At 38.0% G+C, this 17,823-nt stretch carries 11 protein-coding genes; 6 read left to right on the top strand and 5 right to left on the bottom strand.

Annotation, left to right across the window (positions count from 1 at the left end; all coding sequences use genetic code 11):
- The first annotated feature begins 1,163 nt into the window (after positions 1 to 1,163).
- From ACEW80_RS32775 to ACEW80_RS32755, 5 genes are all read left to right on the top strand, one after another.
- Complete coding sequence (locus ACEW80_RS32775) at positions 1,164 to 2,606, top strand: sugar transferase (protein ID WP_373530612.1); 1,443 nt, start codon at positions 1,164 to 1,166, stop codon at positions 2,604 to 2,606.
- A 714-nt stretch (positions 2,607 to 3,320) separates the two neighbouring features.
- Positions 3,321 to 4,715 carry an oligosaccharide flippase family protein gene (locus ACEW80_RS32770; RefSeq protein ID WP_373530611.1) on the top strand — a complete coding sequence of 465 codons (1,395 nt, stop codon included), beginning with the start codon at positions 3,321 to 3,323 and terminating at the stop codon, positions 4,713 to 4,715.
- Between the two features lie 62 nt (positions 4,716 to 4,777).
- Positions 4,778 to 5,776, top strand: a complete 999-nt coding sequence (locus ACEW80_RS32765; protein ID WP_373530610.1) for a glycosyltransferase family 2 protein — start codon at positions 4,778 to 4,780, stop codon at positions 5,774 to 5,776.
- 404 nt (positions 5,777 to 6,180) lie between these two features.
- Positions 6,181 to 7,422, top strand: coding sequence for an O-antigen ligase family protein (locus tag ACEW80_RS32760; RefSeq protein ID WP_373530609.1), 1,242 nt, complete (start codon positions 6,181 to 6,183; stop codon positions 7,420 to 7,422).
- Positions 7,423 to 7,857: 435 nt separating this feature from the next.
- Positions 7,858 to 10,086, top strand: a complete 2,229-nt coding sequence (locus tag ACEW80_RS32755; protein WP_373530608.1) for a GumC family protein — start codon at positions 7,858 to 7,860, stop codon at positions 10,084 to 10,086.
- A 415-nt stretch (positions 10,087 to 10,501) separates the two neighbouring features.
- On the opposite strand, the gene ACEW80_RS32750 is transcribed toward ACEW80_RS32755, so the two are convergent.
- The 5 genes from ACEW80_RS32750 to fabI all read right to left on the bottom strand — a co-directional run bounded on the left by ACEW80_RS32750 (position 10,502) and on the right by fabI (position 17,244).
- Positions 10,502 to 11,884, bottom strand: a complete 1,383-nt coding sequence (locus tag ACEW80_RS32750) for a right-handed parallel beta-helix repeat-containing protein (RefSeq protein WP_373530607.1) — start codon at positions 11,882 to 11,884, stop codon at positions 10,502 to 10,504.
- A gap of 732 nt (positions 11,885 to 12,616) precedes the next feature.
- Complete coding sequence (locus ACEW80_RS32745) at positions 12,617 to 14,095, bottom strand: SLBB domain-containing protein (protein WP_373530606.1); 1,479 nt, start codon at positions 14,093 to 14,095, stop codon at positions 12,617 to 12,619.
- A 507-nt stretch (positions 14,096 to 14,602) separates the two neighbouring features.
- Entirely contained in the window at positions 14,603 to 15,586 is a 984-nt protein-coding gene (locus tag ACEW80_RS32740; protein WP_373530605.1) for an ABC transporter ATP-binding protein, read from the bottom strand.
- A gap of 138 nt (positions 15,587 to 15,724) precedes the next feature.
- Positions 15,725 to 16,369, bottom strand: coding sequence for an imidazoleglycerol-phosphate dehydratase HisB (gene hisB / locus ACEW80_RS32735; RefSeq protein WP_373530604.1), 645 nt, complete (start codon positions 16,367 to 16,369; stop codon positions 15,725 to 15,727).
- Between the two features lie 98 nt (positions 16,370 to 16,467).
- Complete coding sequence (gene fabI / locus ACEW80_RS32730; protein ID WP_373530603.1) at positions 16,468 to 17,244, bottom strand: enoyl-ACP reductase FabI; 777 nt, start codon at positions 17,242 to 17,244, stop codon at positions 16,468 to 16,470.
- Positions 17,245 to 17,623: 379 nt separating this feature from the next.
- Between fabI and ACEW80_RS32725 the strand changes: the two genes are divergently transcribed.
- A partial coding sequence (locus ACEW80_RS32725; RefSeq protein WP_373530602.1) for a cyclic nucleotide-binding domain-containing protein occupies positions 17,624 to 17,823 on the top strand: 200 nt, incomplete at its 3' end.

Genomic DNA, 17,823 nt, shown 5'->3' with positions numbered 1-17,823 from the left:
TTAAACTTTATCATTTATTAGTCGTGCGCGATCGCTCACAGTCCAGTAGTGGTTGTGCCTATTATAACCGTATTTTAATGGCAATTAAGCATTAAAATTTCCACATAGAAGAAGTACTCAAAAAATTAGTATATGAAGTATAGCCAGTGGCAAATATTTTACTAGAGGCTTTATCTTTGTCTAATAAATAAATTTTTATTTCGTGTTGTTTTATCCAGCCCAAATATAATCTTGAAAAGAACTTATCCTTTTTCATAAAAATTCGCCGAACAAAAACAATTATTACTAAATCTTCATAGTATTTCTTTAAATGTAAAATTAACGTAAAGTCATAATTATGATTTGCTTAAATAATTCCTGGGTTTCAGTGAACTCCTCACAGGTGGGTTTTATTTATGTAGCCCCATACTATAATTCAAGGGTGATCTTAGCAGATCACCTTCTGCTACAGTTTAGTGCATTTATTTATGTAAACTTTTGTAACAAAAATCAGCATTTTTGATGCATTTCGTTATATTCTGTGCGTATAATTTTATTTAATTCAGTAATTATGCGTAAGAAAGCGAACAAGTTATGAGCAAAACTGAATGAGTCTAGCTAAATATGCTAAGATGATTTCGCAAGTTAGAGTATAAATGCTCCTGAAAACTCACATCTGCAAGTAGTAATCAAGCAATTCAGCAAAAGCATTATGCAACCCAAAGACCCTGGTATTTTTTCCTAAATTGCTTGATTTAGTAATCGGACAAGATTAATTACACAAAAATCTGGGCTGAAATCCTTGACTGTCAAACAATTGGTAAATAACTAATATGTAATTAATTCTGTCCAGGTACTTACTACTATACAGAGAATTTTATTTAAAGCATATTAAATCATTGAAGTATATATTTATTAATTTACTAACAAATCCTTTACATCAAAGCTCAAAGTTTCCAGATTAAACTGGATACTACCCCAAAACCAAAGTTGAACACTTAGATAATAGCTAGACTTAAATCAACCCTTGAAGATGTTTTTAATCGAAAATTTAAAATTACTTTGAAGAGAATAAGTATTAACAGAACATATTATGAAAGTCAGGTTTCTTTGAAATAAAAACGCGACATACTCCGATTGTATAGGCTTCCATCAAACTTTAACTGCACTAAGTGTTATTAACCATGAGTAATCAAAGTATTACAACAAATAAATTGAGTGAGATAGCTTTAGATTTACGTGCATCTACATTTGTTAAGGTACGTAAGGGTTCGTGGTGGCTGAGATTAACAACACTGTTTTTAGTAGACTATACTCTTTTATTCTTAGCTTGGCTTTTAGCTGGATATCAATTTTCTTATGGGAATTTTACTTCGTATATAGCGACTCATTATTTACCGATTTTAGCAACCATTGGTATTCAAATAGGGTCACTAGCTCTCGAAGGTATTTATCGAGAAGGTCAAAAACGTTATGACTATTTCAATATTATCAAATCCCTCACTTTTGCTCATGGATTAATAGTCCTTGTTTGTTTTTTATATAAACCAATTGTAGATATTACACACCCAAGATTAATATTATTATCTTGGTTGCTGAGTGTATGTTTTATTTGTACTGGTAGATATTCTGTAAATATGACTCTTGAGTATCTGCGTAAACAGAAAAAAATAGTACGTTCTTCTGTCTTCATTATTTGCGATCCTCAAGATCATGAGCAGATTGCTAGCTTCATAAAAAAAGAGAAACATTACATCGTATCTGGAACGGCGAATGCTAATTCCTTAGACAGGTATCAACGTCAAAAAACATTGAACCAACTTAATCATTTAGGTGTAACAGAAGTTTTTATATCTTGGGATGCTTTAAAAAATAGAATGTTTTTATGCTGGTTGTTTCAAGCATCCGGGATACAAGTGCATATTTTACCGATGGAATTAAAACCAATTTATAAAAACGTGGAATTTAATAAGATAGGAGGAATGCCTTGTCTGAGTTTAGATTGTCCGATAATTACAGGGAGAGATTTTTGGATAAAGCGTAGTTGTGATTTTTGTTTCGCAGCTTTATTTTTAATGTTGACATTCCCTATTTATATGGCTATAGCTATAGCTATCAAACTGGATTCTGCTGGCACAGTATTTTATAAGCAAACCCGTATAGGTCTACATGGGCAACAGTTTAAAGTATGGAAATTCAGAACTATGAGGTCTGATGCAGAAAAATTGCAGAAAGAATTAGAAGCTTTAAATGAAACGAAAGATGGGATCATCTTTAAAATTAAAGATGATCCCCGCGTCACCCGTGTTGGAAAATTTCTCCGTCGTTACAGCTTAGACGAATTACCTCAACTTTTTAATGTTGTCTTTGGAGAAATGAGTATAGTCGGACCTCGCCCTTTACCTATTAGAGATGTAGATAAGTTTTCGGAACACCATTTTATTAGACATGAAGTTTTGCCTGGTGTTACTGGTCTTTGGCAAGTTTCAGGTCGCTCGGATATTTTAGATTTTGAACAAGTAATAGCATTAGATATGAGCTATATTGAAAACTGGTCTTTGGGTTTGGATTTTGAAATTTTGCTCAAAACAGTTATGGTGGTTTTGAAAAAAGAAGGCGCCTACTAAATGAATAGCAAAAAAACTCCTAGCTAACAATAATTATCAATTTTCAACTGCCAAATCAAGAAAGTTAGAAGGAGTTTAGACTAATACATCCAGAAATAGACGCCAAGGAAAAATGCGTTGCTATCCTTGGCTCGGATGATTAGTATACATTAGAACTGCTAAAAAACTTGTAGCGATCGCCTACTTAAGGGAACATACATTTTCCTGGATATAGATATTTCTATCGTTCCTGTGTTGATTCCCTTATGAAGCAAAGTAAAGTGAGTGGAACATCTCAATTAATGATATCAAGTTGCCAACAAGTTTTGGAACAATAAACTGTAAAAAAATCTAGATTTAATCCTTGTATATGTCATAACCTTGTAGTTTGTGAGAACTGTAAAGCTGACTACCGGATTATATAACTTCTCAATCAAAAGAAACTTTTAAAGACTTTAGTCCAGGTAATATGTAATTCTACTTGGAGATAAATTGGGTATTGTGAGATAGATTAGTCAATGCACAAATCATACATCAAAGAGAATAATTTATCAGATTTCTAAATATTACAGATTCAATATGTTTCCATAATTCCCTTTATGTTTTGGAATATTAAAGCCGTTCTGTATTTAATAATTGATGATTAAGCGGCTTTAGGATAAGGGTACTAATGAAACAAATTAACCTAATTATTATATGGGAAAAAACCGAAAATTAATAAGTAATTCCCTCTCAATGGCAATTAATCGTTTAACTCAAGGCATTTCCACCTTTGTGTTAACAGCATCTATTGCTCGTATTTTAGGATCTGAAGCTTTAGGGCAATATTTACTTGCGTTTACCTACTATCTGATATTTGTAAACATTGCCTCACAGGGATTAAAGACTTTATTTACAAGGGAAATAGCTCGTGAGCCAGAAAAAACACCACTTTATCTAATAAGTGGCACTTGGTTGCAGTTAATTTTAGGTTTATTCAGTTATGTAGTATTGGTAATTGTAATATATTTACTTCCTTATAGTTCGGAAACTTCGACTGTTTGCTATATCATGGGCTTAACGATAATTCCATTTTCGCTTTCTAATATTACGGAAGCAATTTTCCAGGCGAAAGAAAAGATGCATCTGATTGCTCTGGCTACAGTGCCAGTGTATGTCATCCGCCTATTCATCATGCTCTGGGCAATGCAACTGACTTACGGAATGGATTATCTGGCAGCGATCCTAGTTTTTTCAGAATCAGTAATTCTGGTAATTGAATGGATTTTAATCGCACGGTTAGTCAAAACAAAATGGCAGATTGATAAAGATTTTGTCTGGAACACAATTAAAAATGCGCGTACATTTTTTGCTATTGAAACATTGGCTGTGGTCAATAGTAGAATTCAAATTTTGATTCTTTCATTGTCAACAACAGAGTTTCTAATTGGTGTATATGGTGGAATAATACAATTATTCCAACCATTTTTGATTATTGCCAATAGTATATGTATAGCAATGTTTCCGAGATTATCCAAGGCAGTAGGTCAAGGTCGAGAAAACCAGCGGAAGATCATTGAAAATTGCATTGAAATGCTATTACTTATCGCATTACCTTTATCTATTGGTCTGCTATTTCTTGGGGAGAATTTACTAACTCTTATCTATAATCCTAACTTTGCTCAGGGAACTTTAGCTCTCAATGTAATAGCTGCATCGTTGATTTTTTTGCCCTTCAATCATTCATTATCTTTTTTACTTGTAGCAAATGGTTTTGAGATAGTGAACCTGCGTCAAGTAGCTATCAACACTATCTTAGGAAGTCTAGCAGGTGTGGTATTAATTTCACAATATGACTTACTAGGTGCAGCAATAATGATATTTTTAATGAGTTTGATTGGGTTTAGCCAGTATATTTATTTCACTTATACTCTCCTATTTTCATTAGATTTATGGCGAATTATGCGCCGCCCACTTATAATCAGCATTCTAATGCTAGCTGTATTCATAGTTTTAGAAAAAATTAATTTAGATTTTTTATTAACTTTGATTATTGCAACTTGCTCCTATATTGTATTTACTCTTTGTCTGAGTATTCATGCTTTAGGAGGGATACATATTGTATGGGAAAAACTTGTAAAAAAAGGATGATATTTCGATGATAAATCCTGCCTCTAAAACAGCAAAATTGCCAAATAAAGATAGCTAAAACAATGAATATTGAATTTACTCAAATTGAAAAACCAATCACTCAAAATTTGGCAATGCAAAATGAAATTGAACAAGTAATAGTCAGCGTCGTGATTCCTACACTCAATAGACCACAAATTGTTGTTAGGGGTGTTAAAAGTGCATTAATTCAAACGCTGCAATCAATTGAAGTGATTGTGATCATAGACGGTCCCGATCAGGAAACAGTCAATGTACTATCTCAAATAGCTGATCCAAGATTGAGAGTGATAGAACTATCAAAAAATATTGGGCCATCAGGAGCTAGAAATACTGGTGTGAGGGAAGCAAAAGGCACTTGGATAGCCTTTTTAGATGATGATGATGAATGGCTCCCACAAAAATTAGAGCGTCAACTGGAAGTAGCAAATAATTCCCATTATGATTTTCCAGTTGTCGCCAGTCGTTTTATTTCGCAAACTGCCAAAGGTGAATTAATTTTTCCGAGAAGGCTACCTCAACCCTCTGAACCTTTAAGTGAATATCTTTTTGTCCGTAACTCCTTGTTTACAGGAGAGGGGTTCATACAAACCTCAACTATTTTCGTGAAAAAAGAGTTAATGCAAAAAATGCCTTTAGAAGAAAAATTTTACAGACATGAGGATTGGGAATGGTTGCTTCGGGTCACTACCATCAAAGGTGTAGGAATGGAGTTTGTACCTGAGCCTATGGCAATTTGGCATTCAGAAATAGGAATCAAACGCTTAAGCAACATCAACGACTGGCAATATTCTTTGAATTGGATTCGTTCAATCCGCAATTTAGTAACACCGAAAGCTTATTCAGGCTTCATTGCAACAATTGTTAGTCCTTCTGCGTCACTAGTAGGGGATTGGAAAGCCTTCTTTCCTCTACTGTGGGAAGCTATACGCTGGGGTAGGCTTCGACCAATGGATATATCTTTGTATTTAACAATGTGGTTGATTCCTCAGGAGGTCAGGCAGCAAATTCGCTCTATTTTAATTAAGAAGCCTAAAACATAAGATGCTGTTTACAAAAAAAGGCATAGGGCAGCAAGGTAGAGCGCTACTATGTAATAATAATTTCAAAAAATAAATCGTTGGGGTGGGTTTTAACCCCACAAAAAAAGGGATTGTGACTGAACACTATCCGAGGGAAAACTAAAGTACAAAACCGTAGGCTCAGGAAGCTCTAGACTTTACTTTGATTTTATACTTAAGAGCGTAAATCCTTCTGTCATCAGGTTAATGATTTGTTTCAGTTTGTTATCAAGGGCGAAATTTTTTGCTTAAAGTTATGTTTAACAAATACATAATTACAAATCTAATAAACAAAGTATTAGCCAAAATCAACTGAGACTATCAACCACGAATCCGTGACTTGCTTAATCTATTTTCTATGTACATGATGATGTATATCAAAAAAAATGAGGAAGTTTTTAATTTCTGCTGAACAATTAGTTACAATCGCTTTCTTGATACTTTATGCCGGAACTCCACTAGACTTATTTTTACTGGATGGATCTAGCGGAGAAGTAGGTGATAGAACCATATTTCGATTGTTTTTTATTACTTCATATATAGTGAGCTTTTTGTTATTGGTTCTACGCTGGAAGAAGTTTATTTACGCTTGTAGCAGAGATAGATTTATTTGGCTATTACTTGGAGTTTGTGCGCTTTCTAGCTTTTGGTCTATAAATTCAGATATTACTATACGTCGCGTTTTTGGTCTTATAGGAACAACGTTGTTTGGACTTTATTTCGCTTCACGTTACACCTTAAAGCAACAACTGAAGTTATGTGCATATGTGTTTGCGTTCTCAGCAGTAATGTGTTTCTTATTTGCTCTATTTCTGCCACACTATGGTTTGCGAGGCGATGCTTGGCGAGGAATATATACACATAAGAATGTACTTGGAAAGAGATTTGTACTTGCTGCAACAATATTTTTCTTTTTTATCATCACTACTCGAGAAAATCGCTGGGTTTCATGGCTCGGCTATATTACTTCGGGAATACTTGTATTACTCTCTAAATCAGCATCATCTTTAGGCAATTTGATAATCATGACAGCAGCTGTTTTTATATATTATCAAATTTTACGATTGAAGTATAAAATAATGATGCCTATTTTAATGTTGTTCTCAACCTTAAGCGTAGTTTTTTATGTCTGGTTTGTTACACAAGCTGACGCTATTCTGGGCTTAGTAGGTAAGGACACAACACTCACTGGACGCTCAGAATTATGGCCTGCTGTGTTTGAAATGATTGAGAAAAACCCGTGGCTAGGATATGGTTATGGAGCATTCTGGCAAAATTCTAATGATGAGCATAATCTTATTATACAAGCGATAAAGTGGAATGCTCCTAATGCTCACAATGGTTTTCTGGATATCGGGCTAGGCTTGGGTCTATTAGGATTTTCAATTTTTATAATTGGATTCATTATTAATTTTTTGAGAGCAATATATTTAATCCGGTTGAATGAAACCTATATAAATTCTTGGCTCCTAGTTTATCTTACCTTCATTATCCTTTCAAACTTAACTGAAACTACATTGGCAGAGCAAAATAGTCTGGAGTGGGTTCTTTATGTATCAGCAGTATTTTCGAGTAAAATATATACAAACCAAATCTATAAAAATATAATCGATAGACCTCTTACATAGATGGGTTTGAGCATTTGGCTTGGCTGCGATCGCATTACAGACAGAGTAAATAAAAATTATTTTTCTGCCGCTTTCCATGAAAAAGCAATCATGCTATTGTTTGTGCAGATTGAGCGATCGCTAGAATTCGCTTTCAAAGTTTCAACCCAGTCGGATAACGTAGTATGTTATACCTATTTAACTTTAGTTAAGCTTAAAGTAAGCATAGACTGCCATAGCATATGCTTTTAATTAAGTATTAATTTTTATATTAATAAAACTAATACCTGCTAATACCTGTATATGATTTCAGCGTTTTGCAACTCAAATAGTCTATACAAGACTATGTGTCATATTGTAAAATAGTATCAGGATTATACAATAGCTGTGATTTGTAGCTGCTCTGAGTAGATCAATATTGAATTTCTCACTTAAAACCTGTACTTTTGAAGATTTATGTCAGAAAAATCTATGGAATCTAGAGAATCTATTGATTTAGACCTTAGTCGTTATTTATTGATATTGAAACGATGGTGGTTACCTGCTGCCAGTATATTTGCAGCGACAGTCATGCTTAGTGCTGTATCTACACAATTTATGAAGCCATCCTATGAAGCTGAAGGAAAACTGTTATTTAGAATTTCCTCCTTTAAAGTCATAGGTTCTAATCTTTTGCCTAGTAACTCTGAAGGAAGAGATGCAGGAGATTTGAAATCCCTACTATCAACTCAAAATCCGATCAACACTCAAATAGAAGTTATTTCTTCCCCTGGTTTATTACAGCAGGCAATAGACAAACTACAACTCAAAAACAAAGAAGGGAACCCTCGGAACGTAAAAGCTCTACAACAATCCCTAGTTCTAAAAATTATTGGTGGGACAGATGTATTGCGAATTACATATACCAGCCTCGATCCTGAAGAAGCAGCGTCAGTAGTCAATACAGTCATGAATATTTATTTAGAAAATGATATTCTGACAAATCGTTCTGAGGCCGCAGCAACTCGTCAATTTCTTGCCAAGCAACTACCTAAAACTCAAGCCGCTGTTGATAATGCAGAAGTAGCACTACGTATATTTAAGCAGAAGTATCGCATTGCAGACTTACCAGAGGAGACAAGGTCAGCCGTTAGCATTATTGGGGATCTAGACAAGGAGATTAATAGTGTTCAGGCGCAACTGGATGAAGTCAACGCCCAAACCAATGAACTACGTCAGAAAGTAGATCTAAATTCTCAGAATGCGATCGCTGTAAGTGCCCTCAGTCAGTCACCTGCAGTGCAGGGAGTTCTAACACAACTTCAAGATATTGATCGGCAGTTAGCAACTGAGCGTAGCCGTTTCCAAGATGACAATCCCATAATTGTTAATCTAGAAGCCAGAAAAGCTAACTTGAGAACCCTCCTACAACAGCAAATTTCCCAGACTGTAGGTAATCAAACACAACTTCCACAGAGTCTATTGCAGATTGGAGAACTCAGACAAAACCTGATCCAAAGTTTTCTGCAGTCAGAAATACAACGCTTTGGCTTAACCAAAAGACTCTCCTCTCTGTATAATTCCCGTTCTAGTTACGAACAACGAGTGAAAATTCTGCCCCAGTTGGCACAAAATGAGCGGGAATTACAACGGAAAATTGATGTTGCAGAATCGACCTATCAAACTTTATTGAAAAAGGTTCAAGAATTACAGTTAGTAGAGAATATAAATACAGCCAGTTCCCGGATTATTGCTCAGGCATCTGTGCCCAGTCGGTCAGTATCAGGAAAAAAAGCCATCGTCTTGGTGATCGGAGTGACGTTCGGTTTATTTTTGGCCACTACAACTGTACTGTTGCTAGCCATGAGAGATCGATCTCTAAAAACACTTAAAGAAATTAGAGAGGTATTTGGATATACTCTACTGGGAATTGTTCCTTTGTCTGTTAAAAAGGTTCGCTCTCGTTATTCAGATGTAGAATCAACAACTCAAACAATCGCCGTCAGAGATACGCCCCACTCCTTAACCAGTGAAATGTATCGGATGATTCAAGCCAATCTGAAATTTCTGAGTTCAGATAAAGTGCTTAAAACTATCGTAGTAACTAGCGCAGTTCCAAAGGAAGGCAAGTCTACAGTTTCAGCTAATTTGGCTGCGGCGATCGCTCAACTAGGACGTAAAGTTTTATTAATTGATGCAGATATGCGAGTTCCTTCTCAGCATCATCTCTGGCAACTAACCAATGCAGTTGGTTTGAGTGAAGTTCTTGTAGGTCAGGCTGAATTTGACATTGCTGTATCTAAGGTAATGGATAACCTTGATGTATTAACTGCTGGAGTTACACCTCCCAACCCACTTGCTTTGCTTGACTCAAAACGAATGGCATCACTAATTGAAAATTTTTCATCTCAATATAATTATGACTTTGTAATTATTGATGCCCCTCCCCTACTTTTAGCAGCCGATGCTTTGACTTTAAGCCAAATGACCGATGGAATTTTATTAGTAGCACGACCTGGGGTAATAGATTCTAATAGTGCTAATGCTGCTCAAGAGATGTTAGAGAGATCCAATTACAACGTTTTAGGTTTAGTAGTGAATGGAATCATTGAGAAAAATGAATCTAGTAGTTATATGTATCATGGTCACGAATATTTTAAAGCAAGGGAGTTGACAAAAGAGTTTAAGGGACTTGTAAAAAAATAAAGCCTTCCAAATTTAGGGGCTACTACAAGAGATATCAATAAACTATTAGCCTGATTCATGTGACAGGTTGAGATGCACAAAGAATATGGGTTAGAACTTACAGTTCGCCCATTTTTATTAGAGTTAGGAAAATTCAAGAATCTAGTTTTAATCAGGGATTGAGATATACAAAGTGTATTGCTGCTGAAGCAAAAACTTGGTTTAGGACGCAAGTAACCATGCATTAAGGTAGCCTGACGTAGGTATTACCCTATATTCGCAAACGTTAAAATCTTTATTATTTATTTCATCCCACACTTTCTCAAAGTCCTTAAAAAATAAGCTAATGGTGAGTTACAACAAAAACGGGTTGTAGACAAAAATGCTGTATAAATCAGCCTTTTGCCATACAACCCGATGCCCATACTCTTAACTACTACCGTCTTTCAAGTGCCCCTCTATCGGGTGCTAAACCCTGTTCACGAGGGTTGCCTAGAAAATCGGTTTTTACACTATTGAACCTAGTACCAGTATTGATTGCCGGACTATTCGACTTCAGTCTAAAGTCACCAGCCGAAGGATTTACAAAAAGTGGATCTCCACTAGTATCATTAGGTCCGGAAGCCCTAATAAACGTACTATTAGCGTTGTGGTTGTAGTTAAAAGTGACGTTCTTACTACCCCCCTTCGAGTTTATCGGTTTGCCACGTTCACCAAAAAGAATATTATTGAGAACCTTGACATTTGCAGAAGTATTAGTCATGATTTGCCCGTCTGTAAATCCTGGAGTCTGGTTATTCAGATAAACAGTGTTGTAGACAATATCGACATGGTCACTTTTGAATGTATGAATACCCGTACCACCATTTTTATATGAGATGTTGTTGGCAATCAAAGTACGTCCTCCATACGCACTCATTTTTGATCCCTTCTCATCATTTCTTGAACGATCAATAATAATGCCATTACCATCTTGGATCTTTCCAGTGCTAAGGTCGGGAACAAGCATTTTATTGTTGTAGATCTTGTTACTTGTTATGAACATCTTGTAGTTCCGGTTATTGTCGGAACCCCAATTTTTAAGCAGCGAAATGCCACTCGCGCTGTAGACTGAGTACCAGGCATTATTGAATACCTCGTTATTATCTACTGTTACATAGTCAGAAGCTATGATTGAAATACCCGCGCCTCCACAATCATGTATTATGTTGTTCCGAATAACTATATGGTTGGGGCGACCATTTACATTTTTTCGTCCGTCCAAGGAGATGCAATTTCCATTGGTTAGCGGATTTGAGTCGTTATACCTCTGACTCATCGCATAAGAAAGCGTTATGTTCTTATTGTTCCCTTCAATCTCCAGCCCCTTTATCAAGATATACGAAATGTTATTTGAAAGCAAAATTCCATGCCATCCATTTAGCTGAAGTTTTGGCCGATGTCCAGGATATGCTTCATATCTAATCCATTTACCTACCCTTCCAGAGCGTTTGATATGTACTACAGATCCCGTCGGGTATTCATTCTTGTACGTCCCCGCCATTATACGTACCGTGTCTCCAGGACAAGTAATATCTGCCGCCCTTTGAATTGTCTTAAAGGCATCTTTGACAGAGGTTCCGCTATCTCCGTCGTTTCCTTCACCAGCATTAACATAGTATATTTTCGTCGTCTGAGTTGGACAACTTGAAGCCTGACTGATCAGCTTGCGGCTGGGTAGTGGCATTTCCTGAACACTGGATGACGGACGAATATCTCTAACTAAAGATTCTGTTATTCTCTTTCCTTCAACCAAACCAGTTAATGCCCAGGGAAGCATAAGAGATACGCTCAAACTGAGAAAACCTAAACCATGAATCATCATAGGGAAAAAATAGGGTATGTTGCAAAAATTCAATGATCAACAGTTAGTAACTCTAGCCTTAGTAACTAACTCAGTATTGATTACGGTCGTATAGCTGCCATATGTAAGTTTATACGCGACTTTTTAGGTTTGCACCTGCGATTTTTCACGTAAATATGGCTGAAATGACGTTTTAGCTGGTGTTCCAAAAAATGGCGAAGGTCTGGCAAAAGCACTGAAGGAAAATCATCAGTATCCAAAGCTACCCATTAAGGGACATCAAGCAACCGTACAAATGGCGTCATTTCCAACTTGACAATCATTCTACTGTGTATATGCGGTATCTATGGTTAAGATAGTGTATCTCTCATCAATCAGTTAATTTACTTAAATAATCCTTATGATAATGATAATCATAAATTCGCTAAAAACAAGGCAGAGACTAACATTATTCGCCTCTGCTTCTAAAATATTCTCATTATCACAAGATCTAAAGATAACTACAACAAGGTTTGAAAAGCCTATCAATGTAGATCAAGAGTTTTTAATAAAAACTTTAGACCATACAGCATTTGTCAAAACGAGTAATACTGCCTAAAATTTTTTCATAAACAGTATGCAATATGCTTTTGTAGCAGTCAAGATGCAATGATAGTGCCATATTGGGGACGGAGTGGTTGACCAACGCCCCCAATTTACATCCAGATATTAAAGTCCGAACACTCTCAGAAGACTAAATATAACACCTAGAGGTCCAGCTATAGTGTTTGTGGTATCGCCAGTCTGAGCTAAACCAGATCGAGTGACTACCACAACGTCATTATTGCGGAGTATGGGATTAGTTTGCTCATTGATTCCAGCGGAGAAATCCACTTTTACTATACGTTTAGTAACAGAACCATTAGGGTTGAGGCGAATCAAATCAACAGCCTCACTACTAGCTCTGGCATCATTAAATCCGCCAGCAGCGAGTATAGCTTGATTTAAAGAGCTATTGGGCTGAATGTCTGTTAACCCTGGTCTTTTAACTTCGCCCACTACACCAACTTGAATGCGTGTAGGAGATAAAGTAGTGGTAGCTAATTGAGTAGCTTCTGCGGGATTGATTTCAGTTGCCGTCGGAATAACAATCGTATCTCCGTCTTGCACGATGATGTCTTGATTGGCATCACCACTCTGCAATAGTTGCCAAAGATTGATATCTATAGCTTGTTCTTGCCCATTTCTGGTAGGTCGGCGTAACCTGAGATTACGAACATCAGCCTGTGCTGTAATTCCCCCAGCTAGTTGAATTACCCGCGTCACATTTGGTAGACCAGTGGGAGTGCCACTGCCACTGGTAGCGGTTCCGCCTCCCTGTCCATCTGTGCTACCCGCGGTGACAAGATACGAACCTGGACGGTTAACTTCACCAATAATTGTTACCGTGCGGGGTGTGGTTTGGCTAGCGGCAAAGTTAGCTGCAAATATATTGCGGGATTCTGCGACGTTGAAATTAGTTGCAGTTGGCACAAATATGGTGTCTCCATCCCGCAAGGTAATATCCTGTGATAATCTGCCCGTTTGGATGAGTTCCTTCAAATTGACGGTGGCGATCGCGACTTCTTCTGTAGAACGTCCTAATTTTTTACGCCGCAATTCAACTTGAGTCACATCCGCAGCCAAGGTTACACCCTGCGCTGTTGTCAGTGCGGCTAATACAGTCGGGTATTGTACGCCTGGATTGTCTCCGGCACCTCCGCTTAAGCTCAGAGTATAAGCTCCTGGACGTGTCACTTCTCCGGCAACGAAAACGTTGATGGGACGAGGCGATAACAGATTGACTGAGATCAAGGGGCGTTTGAGGAAGCGACCATATCTTCTACTAATTTCGTCAGAAGCCTGTTCAGCGGTTAGACCGAGGACTGACACACTGCCAATCAAAGGTAGGTTGATTGCTCCACCTGGCGGAATTTGGTACTCACCTGTATATTCAGGTACTTCAAATACATTTACACGGATGCGATCGCCGCCCCCTAATGCGTAATTACTATCTAATGGTGTTTGTGTTGTTGGTGATTGTGTAGTTGGTGATACTGGTTGTCCCTGAGCTAAACTGGCAGATGACACAACGGCATGGACAGCAGTTAACAAAGCCACACCTACAACTGGCTGAATTAGGAATTTAAACAAAATTGTGTTAAGCATATTTACCTGAGACTCTGAAACTACAATCAATAAAGTATTGTCTAAACATTTTTATTTTGACTATACCTAAGTATTCAAGTTCCCCAACATTCTTATTTTCGTCGAAAAGTGTGATTTCCCGGAGGAAATTTGTTCATTGAATTTGAATTTTTAATGAAGTTAATTTAAAGTTAACTCTGCTTGAATAGAACAATTCTCAAAAAATATAGCACTTACGCAACTAAACGCAGTTTACACAATAAATTTACTGTTAACCAACAAAGGACTTACAAATAAAATTTTCTTGTCAAAGTCAATTTAATGACATTCAAACTGGGATTCAAAATCTGCTATGACTACCAAAATTATGAACAAGCTCATTAAATAAAGACAAATAACCTTAATAAAGAGGTCGGAATTTTATTTTTAGTGAGTTTGTTTGAGAATTGTAAACTCAAAAAGGCAGGAATTTTGGGTTTTGTTCCTCAAGCTAATCCACAATTTACTATTTGGCAAGCAGCAAGAAGACTAATTCAGTGAGTTATTTTTTATTTGAATTTGTTCAATAAAAAATTCTTCTAGGGAGCGACGCGACAAGGTTATGGCAATAATTTTACCATCCATGAGACGAAGACTAGCGAGGAAATCATAGTAATCGTCTTGTAGTATACCTTGCCAAGAACCATCAGGCTCAAATCTGAGAGTGGGTAGCCATTTTTTGAGAATTTCCCAGTCACCACCTTGACCTTTAACATGATATGTGGTGTTACCGCCTAAAAGATCATTGAGGGAACCAGAGCAAATTAATTCACCTTGAGCAAGGATGGCAATACGATCGCAAATCTGTTCTACTTCACTCAGAATGTGACTATTGAAGAAAATCGTTTTACCAGCGGCTTTTAGCGCCAGGATAATTTCCCGCATTTGGTAGCGTCCTACAGGATCAAGACCAGACATTGGTTCATCCAGAAAAACCAAATCTGGCTCGTTAATTAACGCCTGTGCCATACCAATACGTTGTAGCATTCCTTTAGAATAGCGGCGCAGGAGCTTTTTTTTGGCATCGACTTGGGATAAACCCACTAATTCCAGCAGTTGCGGAATGCGTTGCCGTTGGACACTGTGGGGAATTTGGAATAGTCCAGCGGCTAGCTGCAAAAACTCCCAGCCGGTGAGATAGTCATACAAATAGGGATTTTCCGGCAGATAGCCAATATGTTGTTTAACACTGCGATCGCCTATCGCCTTACCCAATAATAATCCCCGTCCAGAGGTGGGACGAATAATTCCCAGCAATAATTTTAAAAGCGTAGTTTTACCAGCACCGTTTGGCCCCAGCAACCCAAAGGTTTCGCCTTTGTAAACTGTTAAAGAACAGTTTTTCAGAGATACAACTTTTTGATTTAGCCAAAAACCAGTGCGATAGACTTTTCGCAACTCAGAAGTTAGGACTACTGGTGGAGTGTCGGTCGTATTAAGTTGAGAATTAGGGTCATCTGCAACAGACTTCATCTCGGTTTAATTACAAGTTACCAGCTTAGGATTAATTACAAGTTACCGGGTAGGCTGATAATAACCGCCACTATGCGGTGTGTCAATTATCCCAAACTGGGGAGGTTCCCAGTAACACAGAAAGCCCCTTGACTCCTTTTATAGAAAGCCCTTAGAACTGGGAATCAAGCCAGCACGACGGGGATCAATTTCTACTGCTAGTCGCGTTGCCCTCGCAAACGCCTTAAATGTTGCTTCAATGATGTGATGGGAATTAATGCCATCCAGTTGCCGAATGTGCAGTGTCATTTGGCTATGGTTCACTAGTGCCACAAAGAATTCGCGCACCAGTTGGGTGTCATAGGTTCCTACCCGTTGAGTAGGAATTTGCAAGCCGTAGCTGAGGTGAGGACGACCAGAAAAGTCTAGCGCTACCTGAACTAAGGCTTCATCCAGTGGCGCAAGGAAATTACCAAAGCGGACAATGCCTTTCCTGTCGCCTAGTGCTTGATTCAAAGCTTGCCCCAAGGTAATGCCTACATCTTCGTTGGTGTGGTGGTCATCAATTTCCCAGTCTCCCTTGGCTTGGACATTTAGATCAATCAACCCGTGGGAGGCAATTTGATGCAACATATGATCCAAAAATGGAACGCCTGTCGCCGCCGTGCAAGTTCCTCTACCATCCAAATTGATCGTAACCTGCACATCAGTTTCACCAGTGGTACGGTGAACGGTGGCAATCCGAGGGGCTTTAGTTGACTCGTCGTAGTTTGAAGAATTAAGTTGGCGATTGGTTGTTTGCATAGGAAATGGGGAGTAGGGAGTGGGGAGTGGGGAATTGGGAATTGGGAATTGGGAATTGTTCGCTTGCTCTCCTTACTTTCCCTACTCCCCAAATTATCTTACATTCCCATAATTTCATATCCTGCATCTACATAGAGAACTTGTCCGGTAATGCCACTGGACAAATCACTACACAAGAAAGCCGCAGCGTTGCCTACTTCTAGCTGAGTGACGGTGCGTTTTAGGGGAGCTACTTTCTCTACATGATGAATCATATCCAAAATACCACCCACTGCTGAAGATGCTAAGGTGCGGATGGGGCCGGCAGAGATGGCATTGACGCGGATATTTTGCGAACCTAGTTCAGCGGCCAGGTAACGCACACTAATTTCTAATCCAGCCTTGGCAACTCCCATGACGTTATAGTTGGGAATCGCCTTGACACCACCTAAATATGTGAGGGTAACGATACTACCTCCCTCTGTCATCAAAGGTTTGGCTGCACCACTTAACTGCACTAGCGAGTAGGTACTGATTTCTAAGGCCGTGTTGAAGCCAGAACGAGAGGTTTGGCTAAAATCTCCAGTCAAATCGTCTTTGCTAGCAAAGGCCAGACAGTGAATCAGGATATCTAGCTTTCCCCACTTCTGGCGTACTGTTTCAAAGGTAGATTGAATTTGTTCGTCGTCTTGGACATTACAAGGAAGAAATAAGCTGGGTTTGAGGGGTTCTACTAATTCGGCAACTTTTGTCTCCATTTTGCCGCGTTCATCCGGCAGGTAGGTAATACCCAGGTTTGCCCCGGCTTTGTGCAGTTGTTGGGCGATGCCCCAGGCGATCGAGCGGTTATTGGCAATACCTGTAACAAGAGCATTTTTTCCAGTCAGATTTAGCATATAAATTGTTAATGCGATCGATCATTAGGAGCATACTAGAATCTGAGGCACGTTTTGTCTTTGTTTTACACAGGATTTGCAAAAATGAATGTTGGCAAGAGTGTTTTCTGTGACAAAATTCTTGATTTTTTATAAAGATATTCTCAAAATATCTTTATTTGTTCTTTAAAAAACCTCGTTAATACCGCTATTAAAACTACTTATCAAGAACTAATAGCTGAAAGGATCAACAATTATGTATCATTATAAACAAAGAGTTGTGAAGAGATTAGTTTGAGTATAGGAAAGTACAGAAAGGTTGACGGTGCTTTATTCATTTTTCAGGTGTATTCTTAGGTAATCAGTTTTTGTTTTTCCGGCATTGGGTAGGGGAAGGGAGATGATCGTGACACAAGATAAAGCCCTAGCAAATGTATTTCGTCAGATGGCGACCGGGGCGTTTCCGCCAGTTGTGGAAACGTTTGAACGCAATAAAACGATCTTTTTTCCTGGCGATCCTGCCGAACGAGTTTATTTTCTTTTGAAAGGTGCTGTTAAACTTTCCAGGGTGTACGAGGCAGGAGAGGAAATAACGGTAGC

It is taken from the genome of Nostoc sp., from assembly GCF_041747015.1.
GTDB lineage: Bacteria > Cyanobacteriota > Cyanobacteriia > Cyanobacteriales > Nostocaceae > Nostoc.
The sequence above is the reverse complement of the archived record's forward strand: the minus strand, read 5'-3'. Positions and strand labels throughout refer to the sequence as shown.